The organism is Rhodococcus sp. Leaf278, from assembly GCF_001426085.1.
Taxonomy (GTDB): Bacteria; Actinomycetota; Actinomycetes; order Mycobacteriales; family Mycobacteriaceae; genus Rhodococcoides.
The window spans coordinates 61727-76940 of record NZ_LMRR01000010.1; the positions used below are offsets into that span (position 1 = coordinate 61727).

Genomic DNA, 15214 nt, shown 5'->3' on the forward strand with positions numbered 1-15214 from the left:
CGATTGTCCGCGGGTCACCTTACCGAGCGAGCGGCCCGAACAGTGGTTCGGGTAGCTCCGAGCTGGGATTTCAGGGTGGTCTGCCTGCGGCTTCGCCTGTCTTAACATGTTCCAGTGACCGTTCCAGAACATCTCCCGCCACCACCGCCACAGGGTCTGCGGGTGCTTTTCGGGCTGCCCGCTGTCGGCCGTCGCTGGCCGGGTGGTCTGCGTTCGGCGCTGGCGTTCGGTGTTCCGGCGATCCTGGCGTGGCTGCTCGGCTTCCACACCGAGGCATTGCTGGTGGTCTCGGGCAGTTTCGCAGTGATTTACGGCGAGGGTCGCCCTTACCGTTCGCGCTGGTGGGTGGTGCTGACCTCGGGTGCCGCGCTGGTCGCGTCGGTGTGGCTCGGCGCGACGGCCGGGCAGCTCGCCCTCGACTTCGGCGAGACCGGGTGGGCTCGGATGATCCCTGTAGCCGTGCTGTCGATTCTTGCGCTCGTCGCGGTCTACGTCGTGGCAGCGCTTCGACTCGGTCCACCGGGAGCCTTCTTCTTCGTGCTGGTGTGCGCGGTGGCGTCGTACCTCCCCGCCGCCGACATCAGCGCAGCCCGTGGTGCCGTCTGTGCGGCGATCGGCGTCGCGTCGGCGCTGGTGATCGCGATGTCGGGGGTAGTTCGAGACCCGAGGGGGCCCGAACGAACTGCCGTCGGCGCGGCGGTGGCCGCCATCGAGAAATACACCACATCGCCGACGGCATCCGTGGCCGATCGCCATGCCGCGGCCTCGCGTCTGCATGCGGCGTGGGCCGCGGTGTACGAGGCCGGATCGGCGCAGCTGGCCTCGCGCCCGGCGCTCGTACAAACCCTGTTCGACGCCCATCGTGCGTTTGCGACGAGCACGTCGGCGCGGGCCGGCACACTGCCCGATCCGGACGGTGCCGTGGAGACGCCACAGGACCAGCTGCCGTTGGCGCGTCCCGGCGTCGGGTATCGGTTGAGGCGGTCGTTGCATCGCGACGCTCACGCCGCGTCCACGGCGATCCGGGTGTTCTGCGCGGCGGCAGCAGCGGGCGGGATCAGTGTGGCGCTGGATTTGAGCAGGCCGGATTGGGCGATCCTCGGCGCGGTTCTGGTGCTTCAGCAGGGCCCCGATCGTGTCCACGGCACATACCGCGGCATGCAGCGACTCGGCGGCACTCTGGCCGGAGTGGTGTTGTTCTCGGCAATCTATCTCTCGCCGCTCACCGGTCTTGCGGTGATCGTGGTGCTGATGGTGCTGCAGTTCGCGATCGAGGTCAGCGTGGCGCGCAACTACGGTCTCGCCGTCACGTTCATCACCCCGCTCGCGTTGTTGATGGGGACCATCTCGCATCCGGGTGCTCCGCTCACCGGAATCGTGGTGGATCGGGTGGTCGAAACCGCGGTGGGGGTTGCTCTCGCGTTGGCGGTGCTGTGGTTGTTGCTACCGGGCGCTTTCAGACGAGCGCTCCTGTGGTCCGATCGGCGAGTTCTGGACCTGACCGCCCGATTGCTGATGACACTGCGAACCGAGAAGGTAACGGCAACAACCACTTTGACGCTTCGACGGGACGTGCAGTTCGAGCTGGTCGGTGCCGCGCTCGCGGGAGCCGAAGCGGCGCACAACGATCGCCGCTGGGCGCACCGCGTGTGGGCCCAGCACGCAGAGGTCGATCACCTCGGATACGAACTGCTCGCACGGTGTTGGACGGCCGCCGATGTCGGACGACTGAACGACATCGAGCAGTGGCAGCGCAGGCACGACGCCGTCGCCGAAAAAGTCGACTCTCGAACCCTGGGGTAGGTGGTCGGTCTGCGGTAGTACACTCAGCCCATGCTGCGAGCTCTCCTTCTTAACAGCCGCGACGGGGTCTGAGACCAGACTGGCTTCCCGTCGCGGGGTTCGTTGCGCCGGTCGAACACATTGTTTTGATCTGTACGGAGAGACGAAGACCATGTCACCAGCCGACGCATTCACCTCGGGATCTCGCACCATCACCCCGCCCTCGCGGCCCGCACCCAGCGACCAGCCCGCGTGGAACACCCAGAAGAACTCCTCGATGCCCACGTTCCGCTATCGGCCGTTCGCCGAGGAAGTGGAAGCGGTCACCCTCCCCGACCGCACGTGGCCGGACAAAATCATCGACCGAACACCGCAGTGGTGTGCAGTGGATCTGCGCGACGGCAACCAGGCTCTGATCGATCCGATGAGCCCGGCCCGCAAGCGCCGCATGTTCGATCTGCTGGTCCGGATGGGGTACAAGCAGATCGAGGTCGGCTTCCCGTCGGCCAGCCAGACCGACTTCGACTTCGTCCGCGAGATCATCGAGGACGGCGCGATCCCCGACGACGTCACCATCCAGGTTCTGACGCAGTGCCGTCCCGAGCTGATCGAGCGCACGTTCGTCGCCTGTGAGGGCGCTCGCAGCGTCATCGTGCACTTCTACAACTCGACGTCGATCCTGCAGCGCAAAGTGGTGTTCCGGGCCGATCGTGACGTCATCAAGAAGATCGCCACCGACGGTGCCCGCAAGGTGCTCGAAGAAGCAGCCAAGTTCCCCGATACCGATTGGCGCTACGAGTACTCCCCCGAGTCCTACACCGGCACGGAACTCTCCTACGCCAAGGAGGTGTGCGACGCGGTCACCGCGATCATCGATCCCACGCCCGACAAGCCGCTGATCCTGAACCTGCCCGCCACCGTCGAGATGGCAACACCGAATGTCTACGCCGACTCGATCGAGTGGATGAGCCGCAACCTCGACCGCCGCGACAGCATCGTACTGTCGCTGCACCCCCACAACGACCGCGGAACCGGTGTCGCCGCAGCAGAACTCGGCTACCAAGCCGGCGCAGACCGCATCGAGGGCTGCCTGTTCGGCAATGGCGAGCGCACCGGCAACGTCTGCCTCGTCACGCTGGGCCTGAACCTGTTCACCCGCGGCGTCGATCCGCAGATCGACTTCTCCAACATCGACGAAGTGCGCCGAACGGTGGAGTACTGCAACCAACTTCCCGTCGCCGAGCGTCACCCGTACGGCGGAGATCTGGTGTACACCGCTTTCTCCGGAAGCCACCAGGACGCCATCAACAAGGGCCTCGACGCAATGAAAGTCAGTGCGGACGAACAAGGTACGGACATCGGCGACGTCACGTGGCAGGTTCCGTATCTGCCCGTCGACCCGAAGGATGTCGGCCGCACCTACGAGGCCGTGATTCGCGTCAATTCACAGTCCGGCAAGGGTGGCGTCGCGTACATCATGAAGTCCGATCACGGACTGAACCTGCCGCGTCGCCTGCAGATCGAGTTCTCCCAGGCCGTGCAGCGCATCACCGACGGTGAGGGCGGCGAGGTCTCGCCCAAGGAGATGTGGGACGTCTTCGCCGAGGAGTACCTGACGCCCATCCGCCCGCTCGAGCGCATCAAGCAGTCGGTGGTTGCGGCCGAGCACGACGGCGGCACCGACACGATCACCGCGACGGTCAAGGTCGACGGCGTGGAGCAGGAGATCTCCGGCTCCGGGAACGGGCCCCTCGCTTCCTTCGTCGACGCGCTGTCGACCATCGGCTACGACGTCAGCGTTCTGGACTACTCCGAGCACGCCATGTCCGCGGGCGACGACGCCCAGGCTGCGGCCTACGTCGAAGCCTCGGTGACCTCGCCTGCGGGCGTCGCCACCACCGTCTGGGGCGTCGGAATAGCGACATCGATCACCACGGCGTCACTGCGCGCCGTCGTCTCGGCCGTGAACCGCGCGCTGAAATAGATTTTTCTGCAGGACGACGCGCCGCTCACCTTTCGGGGTGGGCGGCGCGTTGCATTGTCGAGCCATCACGTCAACGACAGCGGGCGCGGTCGACGTGTGACTCACTCGCATTTCCGGTCGACGAAAGGGACCAAAGACCCGTGTGCATGGGGTGCCGCCGATGCCAGACTGAACTAGCTGTCGGGGCACACAATGGAATGGATGTTCGCCATGGACTCTTTCTGGGATTTTCTTTGGCTTCTCGTCGTCGGATTCGCCTTCGTGGCCTATCTGATGGTGATGTTCTCGATCATCGGAGACCTTTTCCGTGATCACAAGACATCGGGGGTTCTCAAGGCCGTGTGGGTGTTCTTCCTCATCGTTGCGCCGTTCCTCACCGCGTTGGTGTACCTCATCGTGAACGGCAGCAGCATGGCCAAACGTCAGGTCGTTGCACTGCAGCACGCGAAGGACCAGCAGGAGGACTACATCAAACACGTCGCCGGACATTCCGCATCCGAAGAGATCGCACACGCAAAGGCATTGTTGGACAACGGAACCATCGATCAGGACGAGTTCAGGACGCTGAAGGCCAAAGCGCTGTCCTGAACTCGGCTTCCAGTCGAAACGCGTCGAGCACGGCGGCGATTGCCGGTAGCCGACGCGCGCCGGGCCTCGTGGCGAGCTCGTAGATGCGGCCTGCCAGCACACCCGACAGCTGTCGGCGTACCAGGCCAGGATGCACGACTGCATAGCGCGGCATCAGCGCCACTCCGTGCCCGGCGGCAACGAGCGTTTCGGTCACTCGAAAGTCATTGATACGCTGCATCACTCGGGGCTGGACCCCAGTGACAGCAGCAACGGAGAGCAACACGTCGTCCACGGGGAACCCGCCCCTCACGCTGATCCACCGCTCGTCTGTCAGCTCCCTCAGGTCCACTGTTTCGTGCTGTGCCAGTGCATGATCGGGAGGCAGAACCAGATCGATTGGTTCGCGCATCAGGGTCGTCACCTCGATCCGGGGGCCGGCCGTCGACGGAGCCCGATCATCCCGGTGGGTGAGCACCACGTCGTAATCAGCGAGCAGTTCGGGCACCGAAGATGCGGGCAGATCTTCGTCGCGGGCGTCGATATCGACGTCCGAGCCTGCCAGACGCGTCAACACTCCGGGCAGGAGCAGCGCCGCACCGGACGGGAACAGTGCCACGCGGACGCGCCCCTGCGGGGATGCTCGGTAGCGGTCCATCTCTGCCGTGGCTCGGGCGAGGGCAGCGAGAACATCGTCGGTGCGCAGCACCAACGCACGCCCGGCGTCGGTGAGGCGCAGCCGACGCCCGTCGGGCTCGAGCAGTGTCACGCCGGCCTCGCGAGCCAGCAACTTGAGCTGTTGAGACACTGCCGACGGAGTCATCGACATCGCGTCGGCGACCGATGCGACGGTTCCGCGGTCGGCAAGTTCGGCGAGGATCCGGAGCCGCTCCACGTTCATGCAGAAAATCTTAACTGTAGATGCGGATATATTCGATTGTGCTGATCATTCGTGCCCGTCACGATTGACGGTATGACCACTCGCGACCGCTTGCTCGGATTGACCGTCGCCGTGCTGTGGGGGCTGAACTTCCTGGCCATCCGCGTCGGGCTCGATCACTTCCCACCCTTCTTTTTTGCCGCGCTGCGGTTCCTGGTCATCGCCATCCCGGTCGTACTGTTCGTCCCACGTCCGAACGTCCCACTGAAGTGGTTGCTGCTCTACGGCTTCGGGTTCGGCTTTCTCCAGTTCGCCTTCCTGTTCGCAGCGATGGCCACCGGCATGCCCACCGGATTGGCGTCGCTCGTCCTGCAGTCGTCCGCGCCGTTCACCGTCGTTCTCGGAGCGGTCCTGCTACGCGAACACGTTTCCCGCAGGCAGGCCATCGGCATTGCGATTGCCGTGCTGGGCATGGTGCTCATCGGATGGGACCGCGCCCAGAATGCCACCCTGTTACCGGTGATCCTCACGCTTCTGGGGGGCCTCGGATGGGCGTTCGGCAACCTGGGAAATCGACTCGCCAAGGCCGATTCTCCGATGACGCTGATGCTGTGGATGACAGTCATCCCGCCGCTTCCCATGCTGGCGCTGTCGGCCGTCGTCGAAGGACCGAGCACGGGCTGGCATGCGCTGGCCGATTCGTTCGGTCCACAAGGTTGGCCCGGTCTGGTCGCGTTGGCGTACATCGTGATTCCGGCCACCATCATCGGTAGCGGCCTGTGGACCATCCTGATGAGTCGCAACCCTGCCGGGATGGTTGCACCGTTCTCACTCCTGGTCCCCGTCGTCGGGATCGCCGGCGCGTGGATCTTCCTCGACGAGATCCCGTCCGTACTGGCACTGATCGGCGGCGTCGTCGTGATCGGCGGATGCCTCGGGGGTATGGCCGCCCGCCGACCCGTCGAAGTGCTGGAGAAAGCGCCGGTGTGAGCGCCAGGAGTGGAGCCTGCGGAACGACCCAGGGGTAGCGGGAGTGGAGCCTGCGGAACAACCCAGAGGCAGAAACCGCCGACGTGAAACTGCATGCTCTTCTGTGCCAGACTCGGCGCATGGTTGAAGTGGGTGAGCGCAGGCGTATCGGCGCACGGGGCCGCGTGGCATTGCGGGCGGCGGAGCTGGCGACGTGGGCCTCCCGCAAGGCGGGCCGAGGTAAAGGCTCGATGATCGGCGGGCTGATCGCACTCAAGATCGACCCGAACATTCTCGGCGGGCTCGGCCGCGGTCGACGCACCGTCATCGTCACCGGCACGAATGGCAAGTCCACCACCACCAGAATGACCGCTGCAGCCCTGGCCACACTCGGCGAAGTCGCCACCCAGGCCGATGGCGCGAACATGGACGCGGGCATCGTCGCGGCGCTGCACGCGCACTTCGACGCCGAACTGGCCGCCCTCGAAGTCGACGAGTTGCACGTTCCCCATGTGTCCGACGCCGTCGAACCAGCTGCCATCGTGTTGCTCAATCTCAGTCGCGATCAGCTCGACCGCGTGGGCGAGATCAACATGATCGAACGCAAGCTGCGTGCCGGTCTGGCCAGGCACCCCGAGACCGTCGTCATAGCCAACTGTGATGACGTCCTCGTCACCTCCGCCGCATTCGATGCACAGAATGTCGTGTGGGTCGCGGCCGGTGGAGGATGGGCAGGCGACTCGGTCAGCTGCCCCCGCACGGGCGAACCCATCCTCTGGGAGGGCGAGCACTGGTACAGCACCGGCAGCGACTTCAAGCGTCCGACGCCGGACTGGTGGCTCGACGACGAGAACCTATACGGTCCCGACGGGCTCGTCCTGCCGATGACGTTGTCGCTGCCAGGAAAAGCCAACCGCGGCAACGCAGCTCAAGCTGTAGCCGCTGCTGTGACGCTCGGAGCAAAGGCCGCCGATGCCGTCGCCGCAGCGTCGAGCGTCGACGAGGTCGCCGGTCGTTACTCCACCATCCAGTACGGATCTCATTCCGTCCGAATGCTTCTCGCCAAGAACCCCGCCGGCTGGCAGGAGGCGCTGTCGATGATCGACCCCACCTGCGACGGACTCGTCATCGCGGTCAACGGCCAGGTACCGGACGGTGAGGACCTGTCGTGGCTGTGGGACGTTCGCTTCGAGCACTTCGAGAACGTCGCGGTGGTTGCCGCCGGTGAGCGCGCGACCGACCTCGGGGTACGACTGCTCTACGCGGGCTCGAAGCACACCACCGTCGCAGATCCGTTGCAGGCCATTGCCTCCTGCCCGCCGGGACGGGTCGAGGTACTCGCCAATTACACCGCATTCCGTGATCTCGGTCGCGCGCTGGCACGTGAGGTGAAAGATGTCTGAGTCCACCGTTCGCATCGGCCTCGTTCTGCCCGACGTGATGGGCACCTACGGCGACAACGGCAACGCGCTCATTTTGCGACAGCGGCTGCGCATGCGCGATATCGACGCCGAGGTCGTGCAGATCACCCTCACCGATCCGGTTCCCGATTCACTCGACGTGTATACCCTTGGTGGAGCGGAGGATTCGGCTCAACGACTGGCGACGCGTCACCTCACCCGTTACCCAGGATTGCAGAACGCCGCCGCTCGCGGTGCGCCAGTGCTGGCGATCTGCGCCGCAATCCAGGTACTCGGCCACTGGTACGAGACCTCCGCCGGCGAGCGTGTCGACGGCATCTCGCTGTTCGACGTCACCACCGCACCGCAGGCAACACGTTCGATAGGTGAGGTCGTCACCGAGCCCGCGCTCGACGGCCTCACTCAGAAACTCACCGGATTCGAGAACCACCGCGGTGGAACAACTCTCGGCCTGGATGCGTCCCCCTTGGCCAAGGTCACCCACGGGGTAGGCAACGGCGTCGGCGACGGACGCGAGGGCGTCGTGCAAGGTTCGGTCCTGGGCACGTACATGCACGGGCCGGTTCTCGCTCGAAACCCAGAATTGGCGGACTATTTGCTGGAGCGGGCCTTGGGCACCACTCTCGCTCCGCTCGATCTGCCCGAAGTGACGCAACTTCGCAAGGAGCGGCTGCGCCGCACGTGAACGAAACTTCGTAGCCCACTACGAACTTCCGCTCACAAGGGCGCATCGCTCGCAGGGGTACGACGAGTCGGTCCAGCCCTCTCTGACCAACACCTCCCGCACCTCGCGATACACCCCACACGCGTCCTCGGTCACTTCGTGCCAGCCGTACATCAGCCGCGGCAGGTTACTCAGTTCCGCAGCATTGTCGCGGCGTCGATCGCGAAAACGCCGTTGCTTGGCAGAGTGGAAAGCCTGGCCGTCCAGCCTGACGATGAGGTCGGCTATGTCATAGCGAAGGTCCTCGAAGAGTTGCCGGCCGTCGACGAAGACCGGAACTTGTCGCCTCGCGGCCGGGAGCCCGTGGGCCTGCTCGACATCGAGCACGTAGCGGTGCTCGAGTGCTGAATGCACCCCGCCGCGCATGAGAGTCAGTGTGTGCAGAATCGGCTTCAGGTAGCGCATCGGTCGCCGATCTTCGACCTTGCGCGTCATGGCCGCAACATTCACGCTGCCCGAGGACATCGCTGAGACCAACGTGATAGTCGCTTGCCTCGATGTCGACTCTGCAACAACGAGATCGAGGACCGTGTCGGCAGTGCTCGTTCGCGCGGGATCCGTTTCGATGCCGATGTGTTCCATCGCTCGGGAACGATGCACGATCACGCCGGGATGGATTTGTCCATTGCTCTCCGACGTGAAATTCCGCTTGGCGTGTCGCGTCGTCGGCGGCCGACTCGTCGCCGAGCATCCGTAAGGGATGGTGACGTGCACAGGCCCCGATCCCACCCGCTGCCACCCCCATTCCTCAGCCGCGGTGGTGTGACTGAGCAGTGCTCCTCGACCTGCGTACAACAACGCTGCCGACAGCTGCATCTCACGCGTCAACGGCCCGTTGGTCACCGATATGACTCCACGAAATACCCTCAGCCACTGACCGGTTTCCACGCAATGGTCGATCGAGTCCTTGTTGACGCCGTGCTCGTACATCTGCTTGGTCGTAATGATTCCGTGCTGAGCGTCCAGTAGCCGCTGCCAGGTTCCCGCTGGTCTCGTCCTCATGGACCTCAGAATGTTCGATTCGAGGTGACCGCGTCAGAATCTATCCACAGGCTGTGTATAACTCGGGGTCGTGAGCACAAATTCGACCCCTGCTACGAAGTTCCATGCACGTGCGGCGAAGCCGCTCTCACATTCGTCGACGTCCGGTCAAAGCGCGGCCCAGCGTCAGTTCGTCGGCAAATTCGAGGTCTCCGCCCATGGGCAGGCCGGAGGCGAGGCGGGTAATGGCCAGGCCGGGGAAGTCGCGCATCATGCGGACCAGATACGTGGCCGTTGCTTCGCCCTCGGTGTTGGGGTCGGTGGCAATGATGACCTCGGTGACGTCCACTCCGTCGTCTTGAGTTCCGACGCGGGTCAACAACTCTCGGATACGCAGCTGATCGGGACCCACTCCGTTCAGCGGATCGAGCGCACCGCCGAGTACGTGGTAGCGCCCCTTGAATTCCCGCGTACGTTCCACGGCCTGAACATCTTTGGGTTCTTCGACGACGCAGATCATCGATCTGTCGCGACGCGAATCCGCGCAGATTCGGCACAATTCCTTGTCCGACACGGTTCCGCAGACGATGCAGAACTGCACGCCGTCACGGATACGCTGCAGCGCGCGCATCAGCCGATCCACCTCGGGAGGCTCGACGCCGAGGAGGTGAAAGGCTATGCGCTGAGCACTTTTCGGACCGACCCCGGGGAACTTGCCGAGCTCGTCGATCAGATCCTGTACCGGACCTTCGTACACCGCCTAGAACCCGGGCAGGCCGGGCATGCCACCGAGACCACCAGCGAGGGGGCCCATCTTCTCGCTCGCGACGGCCTGAGCCGCGCGAGACGCATCGGCGATTGCACCGATCACCAGGTCCTGGAGAGTCTCGATGTCCTCGGGGTCGACGACCTTGGGGTCGATGGTCAGCCCGACCACCTCACCGGTTCCCTTGACCGTGGCGACTACGAGTCCGCCGCCCGCCTGGCCGGTCACTTCGGTCTCCGCGATCTCCGCCTGCGCCGCCATCAGCTGCTGCTGCATCTGCTGGGCCTGCTGCAGGATCGATGCCATGTCGGGCTGCTCACCGGGTTGCACTGTGCCGTCCTCTCGCGTGGGTTCGATGCGAACACCAGCGTAGCCGCACCTTGGATCGCTGTGATTCACTGCGCGTCGAATCGACATACCGACCTGAGTGTCCACAATTTCGCGGCAGACACGGGATCGCGCCTGCGGTGACGAATAGTGGACACTCAGCGCAGTGCCTTCCGGCGATGCCGCACGACGGTTCGCCCTCGGTAACGAGGATCAGCGTTGCTCCGCGCGATGGTCGTATCCGGCGGGGAGGAGTTCGCCGGCGAGAACGCTGACGAGGCCGTCGGGCGAATCGATGATCACGCGCATAAGGGGGTAGAGGTCGGCAAATATCTGACGATCCTTGCCGCACGGGCTCTTCACCCCGCGCCCGTGATTGCCGACCGCCACGATGTGAGTCGGCTCGGTCGCACCGGCCGCCCGAGCCGCTGCAAGCGCGACGGTCTCTGCGCACGGGACACCGGTGAAGTGATAGAGATTCACCCCGGCGAAGATTCGGCCGTCCGCCACTCTCACCGCGGCACCCATCGTGTGGATGCCGTCTTGGCCAGGAACTGCATCTGTCGACGAATCGATTGTGTGCTCGGCCAGTTCGACCAGCGCCCGTTCTCCGTCGGTCACGGGTTGCGCGGAAGCGAAAGTCACCGCGCAATCCTAAAGCCCCGCGGCTGAACATCTGTCACTACTGAACGCACGTATTCTTACGGAATGGATCAGCCGGCGAGTCACTCTTCTCGCAAGCGCCGGGTGACTCCCGAGACCATGGCCGAAGCGGGCGTTGCCCTGACTCTGCCGAAAGTCTCGGTGAAGTCGGTGGCTCAGAGCCTGGGCGTGTCGATCGTCGCGATCTACAACAACATCGACGACCTCTGCGCACTCAAAGCCCTGGTCGCGGAGGAAATTCTGCGCCGGTGGTCGCCTCCGCTTCCCGGCGACGACGAATCGATGCACGACGCCCTGCTGACTCTCGCCTCCGCGATGCGCGAGCTGGTTCACTCCAACCCGGGCATCGCGGAGTATCTGATCGGTCTGACTCCCAGTTCCATCGACGCCCTTCGGATGGCCGACGCCGTACAGACGCGCTACCGACGGCGGTACGACCTCACCCCCAAGCAGGCGACGTGGGCCGTGATCACCGTCGTCGAGCATGCCGTCGCACTAGCAGAGATCGTCTACAACGATGCCCGTCGCGATCGTGAGTACGACGCCGCGATCGCCGCGCGCACCGACCTCGACACCCTGCCCGGGGCCTACGACACGATCGACCGCGGACCCGACGGGATGTTCCTGTGGTCGATGCGCACCGTGGTGGTCGGAACCCTGACGCTCATCCAGGATCCCGACTTCGAGCGGGTCTAGATCAACTCGCGACGCAGGTTCTCCAGCGTCGCGGCCTGGATTTTCTTCAGGCCCAGCGGTGCGAACGTCTTCTCGAAGAATCCGCCGATTCCGCCCGCACCTTTCCACTCCGTCGTCGTGGTGACCGCGGTACCGCTGCCGTCCGGGGCTACCGACCAGGTGGTGACCATGGAGGAGTTGGCGTCACGTTCGGTGATGGTCGATCCGGTGACCGAGACCGTCGCGGCGACAGTGCGCACTCGCTTCTCGGTGGCCTGCAGGGTCCACTTTGCGACCGTTCCGTCGCCCTGACCGCCCTGCACCACCTCGTAGTCGCGGTACTGCTGGGGCAAGATGCGAGGGCGCACGGTCTCGTAGTCGGCGAGAGCGGCAAGTACCCGATCCGGTGTGGTGGCGATGGTGACGGAACTGGATGCACTGACCTGAGCCACGGAAACGTTCTCCTTCGATTGCGAACGGGATGTGGATTCATCCTGCCTCGCCGGGCGGCCACATCCGGCATCGCGTCGAGCAGCATGTGGCGTTCGTCACAAAGAATTTTCACCCGACCGAAAAAACATGCATGATGCAACCATTTTGTCTGAAATATGACGATTTTCCGCCCTGATTCGGCAACAGTTGCGTGAAGTTTCACTGCTCGGACGCCTCGGCCGGTGGATACCACGCGGTACGAGATATAGCGTCTGTACGTGGCTTCAGTAGATGCTCTTCTCGGACGACGGCCAGAACCGAGGGAGAGCGGTTACGCAGCGCACCGGTCGGGCGTCGAGCAGTTGCTTCGCAGCTATCGAGCGATCCCCACCGATGCGACGGTGCGTCTGGCGAAGAAGACGTCCAACCTGTTTCGGGCCAGGACGACATCGAAGACCCCGGGACTCGACGTGTCCGGCCTGAGCAAGGTCATCACCGTCGATCCTGTGGCGGGCACCGCCGATGTCGCGGGTATGTGCACCTACGAGGACCTTGTCGACGCGACACTTCCCTACGGTCTCGCACCCCTGGTCGTCCCCCAGCTCAAAACGATCACCCTCGGCGGAGCCGTCACCGGCCTCGGCATCGAGTCGACGTCGTTTCGCAGCGGGCTCCCGCACGAGTCGGTGCTCGAAATCGACGTCCTCACCGGCAGCGGCGAGATCGTCACCGCAACGCCCGAGGGCGAACATGCCGACCTCTACTGGGGCTTCCCCAATTCCTACGGCACCCTCGGCTACTCCACTCGGCTGAAGATCCAGCTCGAGCCCGTGCTGCCGTATGTCGCGTTGCGCCACCTACGATTCCACGATCTCGTGACCCTTCAGTCCACGATGGACACGATCGTCACCCGACGCGAATACGACGGCATCGAGGTCCAGTACCTCGACGGTGTGGTCTTCAGCGCCGACGAAAGTTATCTCACGCTCGGCGTTCAGACCGACGAACCCGGGCCGGTCAGCGATTACACCGGGGCAGACATCTTCTACCGCTCGATCCAGCACAATTCGGACACACCGAAGACCGATCGGCTGACCATTCACGACTACCTGTGGCGCTGGGACACCGACTGGTTCTGGTGCTCTCGCGCATTCGGGACCCAGAACCCGACAATTCGACGCTTCTGGCCGCGCAAGTATCGACGCAGCAGCTTCTACTGGAAGCTGATCGGCCTGGACCGTAAGTACGACATCGCCGATCGACTCGAGAAGCGCAAGGGAAATCCGCCGCGCGAACGCGTCGTGCAGGACGTCGAAGTTCCGATCGAACACACCGCGGGCTTCGTGTCGTGGTTCCTCGGCAACATCCCCATCGAGCCGTTGTGGTTGTGCCCGTTGCGACTTCGTGAGCCGGCAGCGCCGGGAGCGAATCCGGCACGGCCGTGGCCCCTGTACCCGCTCGAGCCCAAACGCACGTACGTCAATATCGGCTTCTGGTCCTCGGTACCCATCGTCGCCGGTGAACCCGAGGGTGCGGCGAACCGCGCCATCGAGAAGAAGGTCACCGACTTCGACGGGCATAAATCGCTGTACTCGGACGCTTATTACACCGAGGATGAATTCGCCGTGCTGTACGGCGGCGACAGATACGAAGAACTGAAAAAGAAATACGACCCCGAAACCCGATTGTTGGATTTGTACTCGAAGGCGGTGCAACGCAAATGACGACGTTCAAGGACTCAGGTAATCGAACGGCGAACAGCAACCAGAAACTCAAGATCTCCGAGATCCTGGAACTGATCTCCGATGGCAACATTCCACTGCGTTTCACCGCATACGACGGCAGTACCGCGGGACCCGAGGACGCGAGAATCGGACTCAACCTCAAGAGCCCGCGCGGAACCACTTATCTCGCAACCGCTCCCGGCGATCTGGGCATGGCTCGGGCTTACGTCTCGGGCGATCTGGAGGCCACCGGCGTCCATCCCGGCGATCCGTACGAGTTGCTCGCACTGATGGGTGACGAGCTGCACTTCCGTCGCCCATCTGCGATGACACTGACATCGATCGCGCGGTCGCTCGGCTGGGATGTGTTGCGGCCCATCGCTCCCCCGCCTCAGGAGGCGATTCCGCGGTGGCGTCGTATCGCAGAAGGTTTGCGCCACTCCAAGACCCGGGACGCGGAAGCGATCCATCACCACTACGACGTGTCCAACGCGTTCTACGAGATGGTGCTCGGCCCGTCGATGACGTACACCTGCGCCGCGTTCGAGAACAGCGATCAGTCTCTGGAAGGCGCGCAGGAGAACAAGTATCGGCTGGTGTTCGACAAGCTCGGCCTGAAGCCGGGCGATCGTCTGCTCGACATCGGCTGCGGCTGGGGTTCGATGGTGCGCTACGCCGCGCGCCGCGGCGTCCAGGTCATCGGCGTGACACTCTCCCAGGAGCAAGCGTTGTGGGCGCAGAAGGCGATCGACGAGGAGGGCCTGTCCGAGCTTGCCGAGGTCCGGTTCTCCGATTACCGCGACGTAGCCGAGACCAACTTCGACGCCATCTCGTCGATCGGACTGACCGAGCACATCGGTGTCGGCAACTATCCGTCGTACTTTTCGTTCATCCAATCCAAGCTGCGTGACGGCGGTCGACTCCTCAACCACTCGATCACCCGACCGGACAATCGCGCTCACGCCAAAGCGGGCAGCTTCATCGACCGTTACGTCTTTCCCGACGGGGAGCTCACCGGTTCCGGACGCATCATCACCGAAATCCAGGACGTCGGCCTCGAGGTCCGCCACGAAGAGAACCTCCGTGAGCACTACGCACTGACCCTTGCCGGATGGTGCCGCAATCTCGTCGACAACTGGGACGCCTGCGTCGCCGAAGCCGGTGAGGGAACAGCCCGCGTGTGGGGTCTGTACATGGCCGGGTCCCGCCTGGGGTTCGAGCGCAATGTGGTTCAGCTACACCAGGTCCTGGCCGTCAAGCTCGGACCGAAGGGCGAAGCGGGCGTCCCCCTGCGGCCTTGGTGGGACGGCTGACCGATG

General features: G+C 64.1%; 15 protein-coding genes. 9 read left to right on the forward strand and 6 right to left on the reverse strand.

The window, feature by feature from the left end; all coding sequences use genetic code 11:
* The first annotated feature begins 114 nt into the window (after positions 1 to 114).
* The 3 genes from ASG84_RS11490 to ASG84_RS11500 all read left to right on the forward strand — a co-directional run bounded on the left by ASG84_RS11490 (position 115) and on the right by ASG84_RS11500 (position 4354).
* On the forward strand, positions 115 to 1803 hold the full coding sequence (locus tag ASG84_RS11490) for an FUSC family protein (protein ID WP_156399474.1): 1689 nt from the start codon (positions 115 to 117) through the stop codon (positions 1801 to 1803).
* Positions 1804 to 1954: 151 nt separating this feature from the next.
* Positions 1955 to 3766, forward strand: coding sequence for a 2-isopropylmalate synthase (gene leuA, locus ASG84_RS11495; RefSeq protein WP_057477164.1), 1812 nt, complete (start codon positions 1955 to 1957; stop codon positions 3764 to 3766).
* A gap of 210 nt (positions 3767 to 3976) precedes the next feature.
* The gene (locus ASG84_RS11500) at positions 3977 to 4354 is read left to right on the forward strand and encodes an SHOCT domain-containing protein (RefSeq protein WP_156399475.1); all 378 of its coding nucleotides are present in this window, start codon (positions 3977 to 3979) and stop codon (positions 4352 to 4354) included.
* Here ASG84_RS11500 and ASG84_RS11505 read toward each other — a convergent pair.
* The gene (locus ASG84_RS11505) at positions 4323 to 5234 is read right to left on the reverse strand and encodes a LysR family transcriptional regulator (RefSeq protein ID WP_057477166.1); all 912 of its coding nucleotides are present in this window, start codon (positions 5232 to 5234) and stop codon (positions 4323 to 4325) included. The genes ASG84_RS11500 and ASG84_RS11505 overlap by 32 nt on opposite strands.
* Positions 5235 to 5306: 72 nt before the next feature.
* On the opposite strand from ASG84_RS11505, the gene ASG84_RS11510 reads away from it, so the two are divergent.
* The 3 genes from ASG84_RS11510 to ASG84_RS11520 all read left to right on the forward strand — a co-directional run bounded on the left by ASG84_RS11510 (position 5307) and on the right by ASG84_RS11520 (position 8288).
* Complete coding sequence (locus ASG84_RS11510; RefSeq protein WP_057477267.1) at positions 5307 to 6203, forward strand: EamA family transporter; 897 nt, start codon at positions 5307 to 5309, stop codon at positions 6201 to 6203.
* 119 nt (positions 6204 to 6322) lie between these two features.
* A complete protein-coding gene (locus ASG84_RS11515; RefSeq protein ID WP_057477167.1) occupies positions 6323 to 7585 on the forward strand; it encodes a Mur ligase family protein in 1263 nt (420 codons plus the stop codon).
* A complete protein-coding gene (locus ASG84_RS11520; RefSeq protein WP_057477168.1) occupies positions 7578 to 8288 on the forward strand; it encodes a type 1 glutamine amidotransferase in 711 nt (236 codons plus the stop codon). Before ASG84_RS11515 ends, ASG84_RS11520 begins: the two co-directional genes overlap by 8 nt.
* Before the next feature lie 18 nt (positions 8289 to 8306).
* Here ASG84_RS11520 and ASG84_RS11525 read toward each other — a convergent pair whose 3' ends face one another.
* From ASG84_RS11525 to ASG84_RS11540, 4 genes are all read right to left on the reverse strand, one after another.
* A complete protein-coding gene (locus ASG84_RS11525; protein ID WP_057477169.1) occupies positions 8307 to 9329 on the reverse strand; it encodes a type IV toxin-antitoxin system AbiEi family antitoxin domain-containing protein in 1023 nt (340 codons plus the stop codon).
* Between the two features lie 127 nt (positions 9330 to 9456).
* The gene (recR, locus tag ASG84_RS11530; protein WP_032379989.1) at positions 9457 to 10065 is read right to left on the reverse strand and encodes a recombination mediator RecR; all 609 of its coding nucleotides are present in this window, start codon (positions 10063 to 10065) and stop codon (positions 9457 to 9459) included.
* Between the two features lie 3 nt (positions 10066 to 10068).
* Positions 10069 to 10380, reverse strand: a complete 312-nt coding sequence (locus tag ASG84_RS11535) for a YbaB/EbfC family nucleoid-associated protein (RefSeq protein WP_217901741.1) — start codon at positions 10378 to 10380, stop codon at positions 10069 to 10071.
* A 234-nt stretch (positions 10381 to 10614) separates the two neighbouring features.
* On the reverse strand, positions 10615 to 11046 hold the full coding sequence (locus tag ASG84_RS11540) for a cytidine deaminase (RefSeq protein ID WP_057477170.1): 432 nt from the start codon (positions 11044 to 11046) through the stop codon (positions 10615 to 10617).
* Positions 11047 to 11109: 63 nt separating this feature from the next.
* On the opposite strand from ASG84_RS11540, the gene ASG84_RS11545 reads away from it, so the two are divergent.
* Positions 11110 to 11760, forward strand: a complete 651-nt coding sequence (locus tag ASG84_RS11545; protein ID WP_235581628.1) for a hypothetical protein — start codon at positions 11110 to 11112, stop codon at positions 11758 to 11760.
* Here ASG84_RS11545 and ASG84_RS11550 read toward each other — a convergent pair.
* The gene (locus tag ASG84_RS11550) at positions 11757 to 12191 is read right to left on the reverse strand and encodes an SRPBCC family protein (RefSeq protein ID WP_057477172.1); all 435 of its coding nucleotides are present in this window, start codon (positions 12189 to 12191) and stop codon (positions 11757 to 11759) included. The two genes, ASG84_RS11545 and ASG84_RS11550, sit on opposite strands and share 4 nt — an antisense overlap.
* A 258-nt stretch (positions 12192 to 12449) precedes the next feature.
* Between ASG84_RS11550 and ASG84_RS11555 the strand changes: the two genes are divergently transcribed.
* Both ASG84_RS11555 and ASG84_RS11560 read left to right on the forward strand, forming a co-directional pair.
* On the forward strand, positions 12450 to 13895 hold the full coding sequence (locus tag ASG84_RS11555) for an FAD-binding oxidoreductase (protein ID WP_057477173.1): 1446 nt from the start codon (positions 12450 to 12452) through the stop codon (positions 13893 to 13895).
* The gene (locus ASG84_RS11560) at positions 13892 to 15208 is read left to right on the forward strand and encodes a class I SAM-dependent methyltransferase (protein ID WP_057477174.1); all 1317 of its coding nucleotides are present in this window, start codon (positions 13892 to 13894) and stop codon (positions 15206 to 15208) included. Before ASG84_RS11555 ends, ASG84_RS11560 begins: the two co-directional genes overlap by 4 nt.
* Positions 15209 to 15214: the final 6 nt, after the last annotated feature.

What these genes read in the sequence shown, in the direction of transcription:
- leuA (WP_057477164.1), top strand. Translation starts at nt 1,955, where the DNA reads ATGTCACCAGCCGACGCATTCACCTCGGGATCTCGCACCATCACCCCG.
- ASG84_RS11500 (WP_156399475.1), top strand. Translation starts at nt 3,977, where the DNA reads ATGGACTCTTTCTGGGATTTTCTTTGGCTTCTCGTCGTCGGATTCGCC.
- ASG84_RS11505 (WP_057477166.1), bottom strand. Translation starts at nt 5,234, where the DNA reads ATGAACGTGGAGCGGCTCCGGATCCTCGCCGAACTTGCCGACCGCGGA.
- ASG84_RS11510 (WP_057477267.1), top strand. Translation starts at nt 5,307, where the DNA reads ATGACCACTCGCGACCGCTTGCTCGGATTGACCGTCGCCGTGCTGTGG.
- ASG84_RS11515 (WP_057477167.1), top strand. Translation starts at nt 6,323, where the DNA reads ATGGTTGAAGTGGGTGAGCGCAGGCGTATCGGCGCACGGGGCCGCGTG.
- ASG84_RS11520 (WP_057477168.1), top strand. Translation starts at nt 7,578, where the DNA reads ATGTCTGAGTCCACCGTTCGCATCGGCCTCGTTCTGCCCGACGTGATG.
- ASG84_RS11525 (WP_057477169.1), bottom strand. Translation starts at nt 9,329, where the DNA reads ATGAGGACGAGACCAGCGGGAACCTGGCAGCGGCTACTGGACGCTCAG.
- ASG84_RS11535 (WP_217901741.1), bottom strand. Translation starts at nt 10,380, where the DNA reads ATGGCATCGATCCTGCAGCAGGCCCAGCAGATGCAGCAGCAGCTGATG.
- ASG84_RS11545 (WP_235581628.1), top strand. Translation starts at nt 11,110, where the DNA reads ATGGATCAGCCGGCGAGTCACTCTTCTCGCAAGCGCCGGGTGACTCCC.
- ASG84_RS11560 (WP_057477174.1), top strand. Translation starts at nt 13,892, where the DNA reads ATGACGACGTTCAAGGACTCAGGTAATCGAACGGCGAACAGCAACCAG.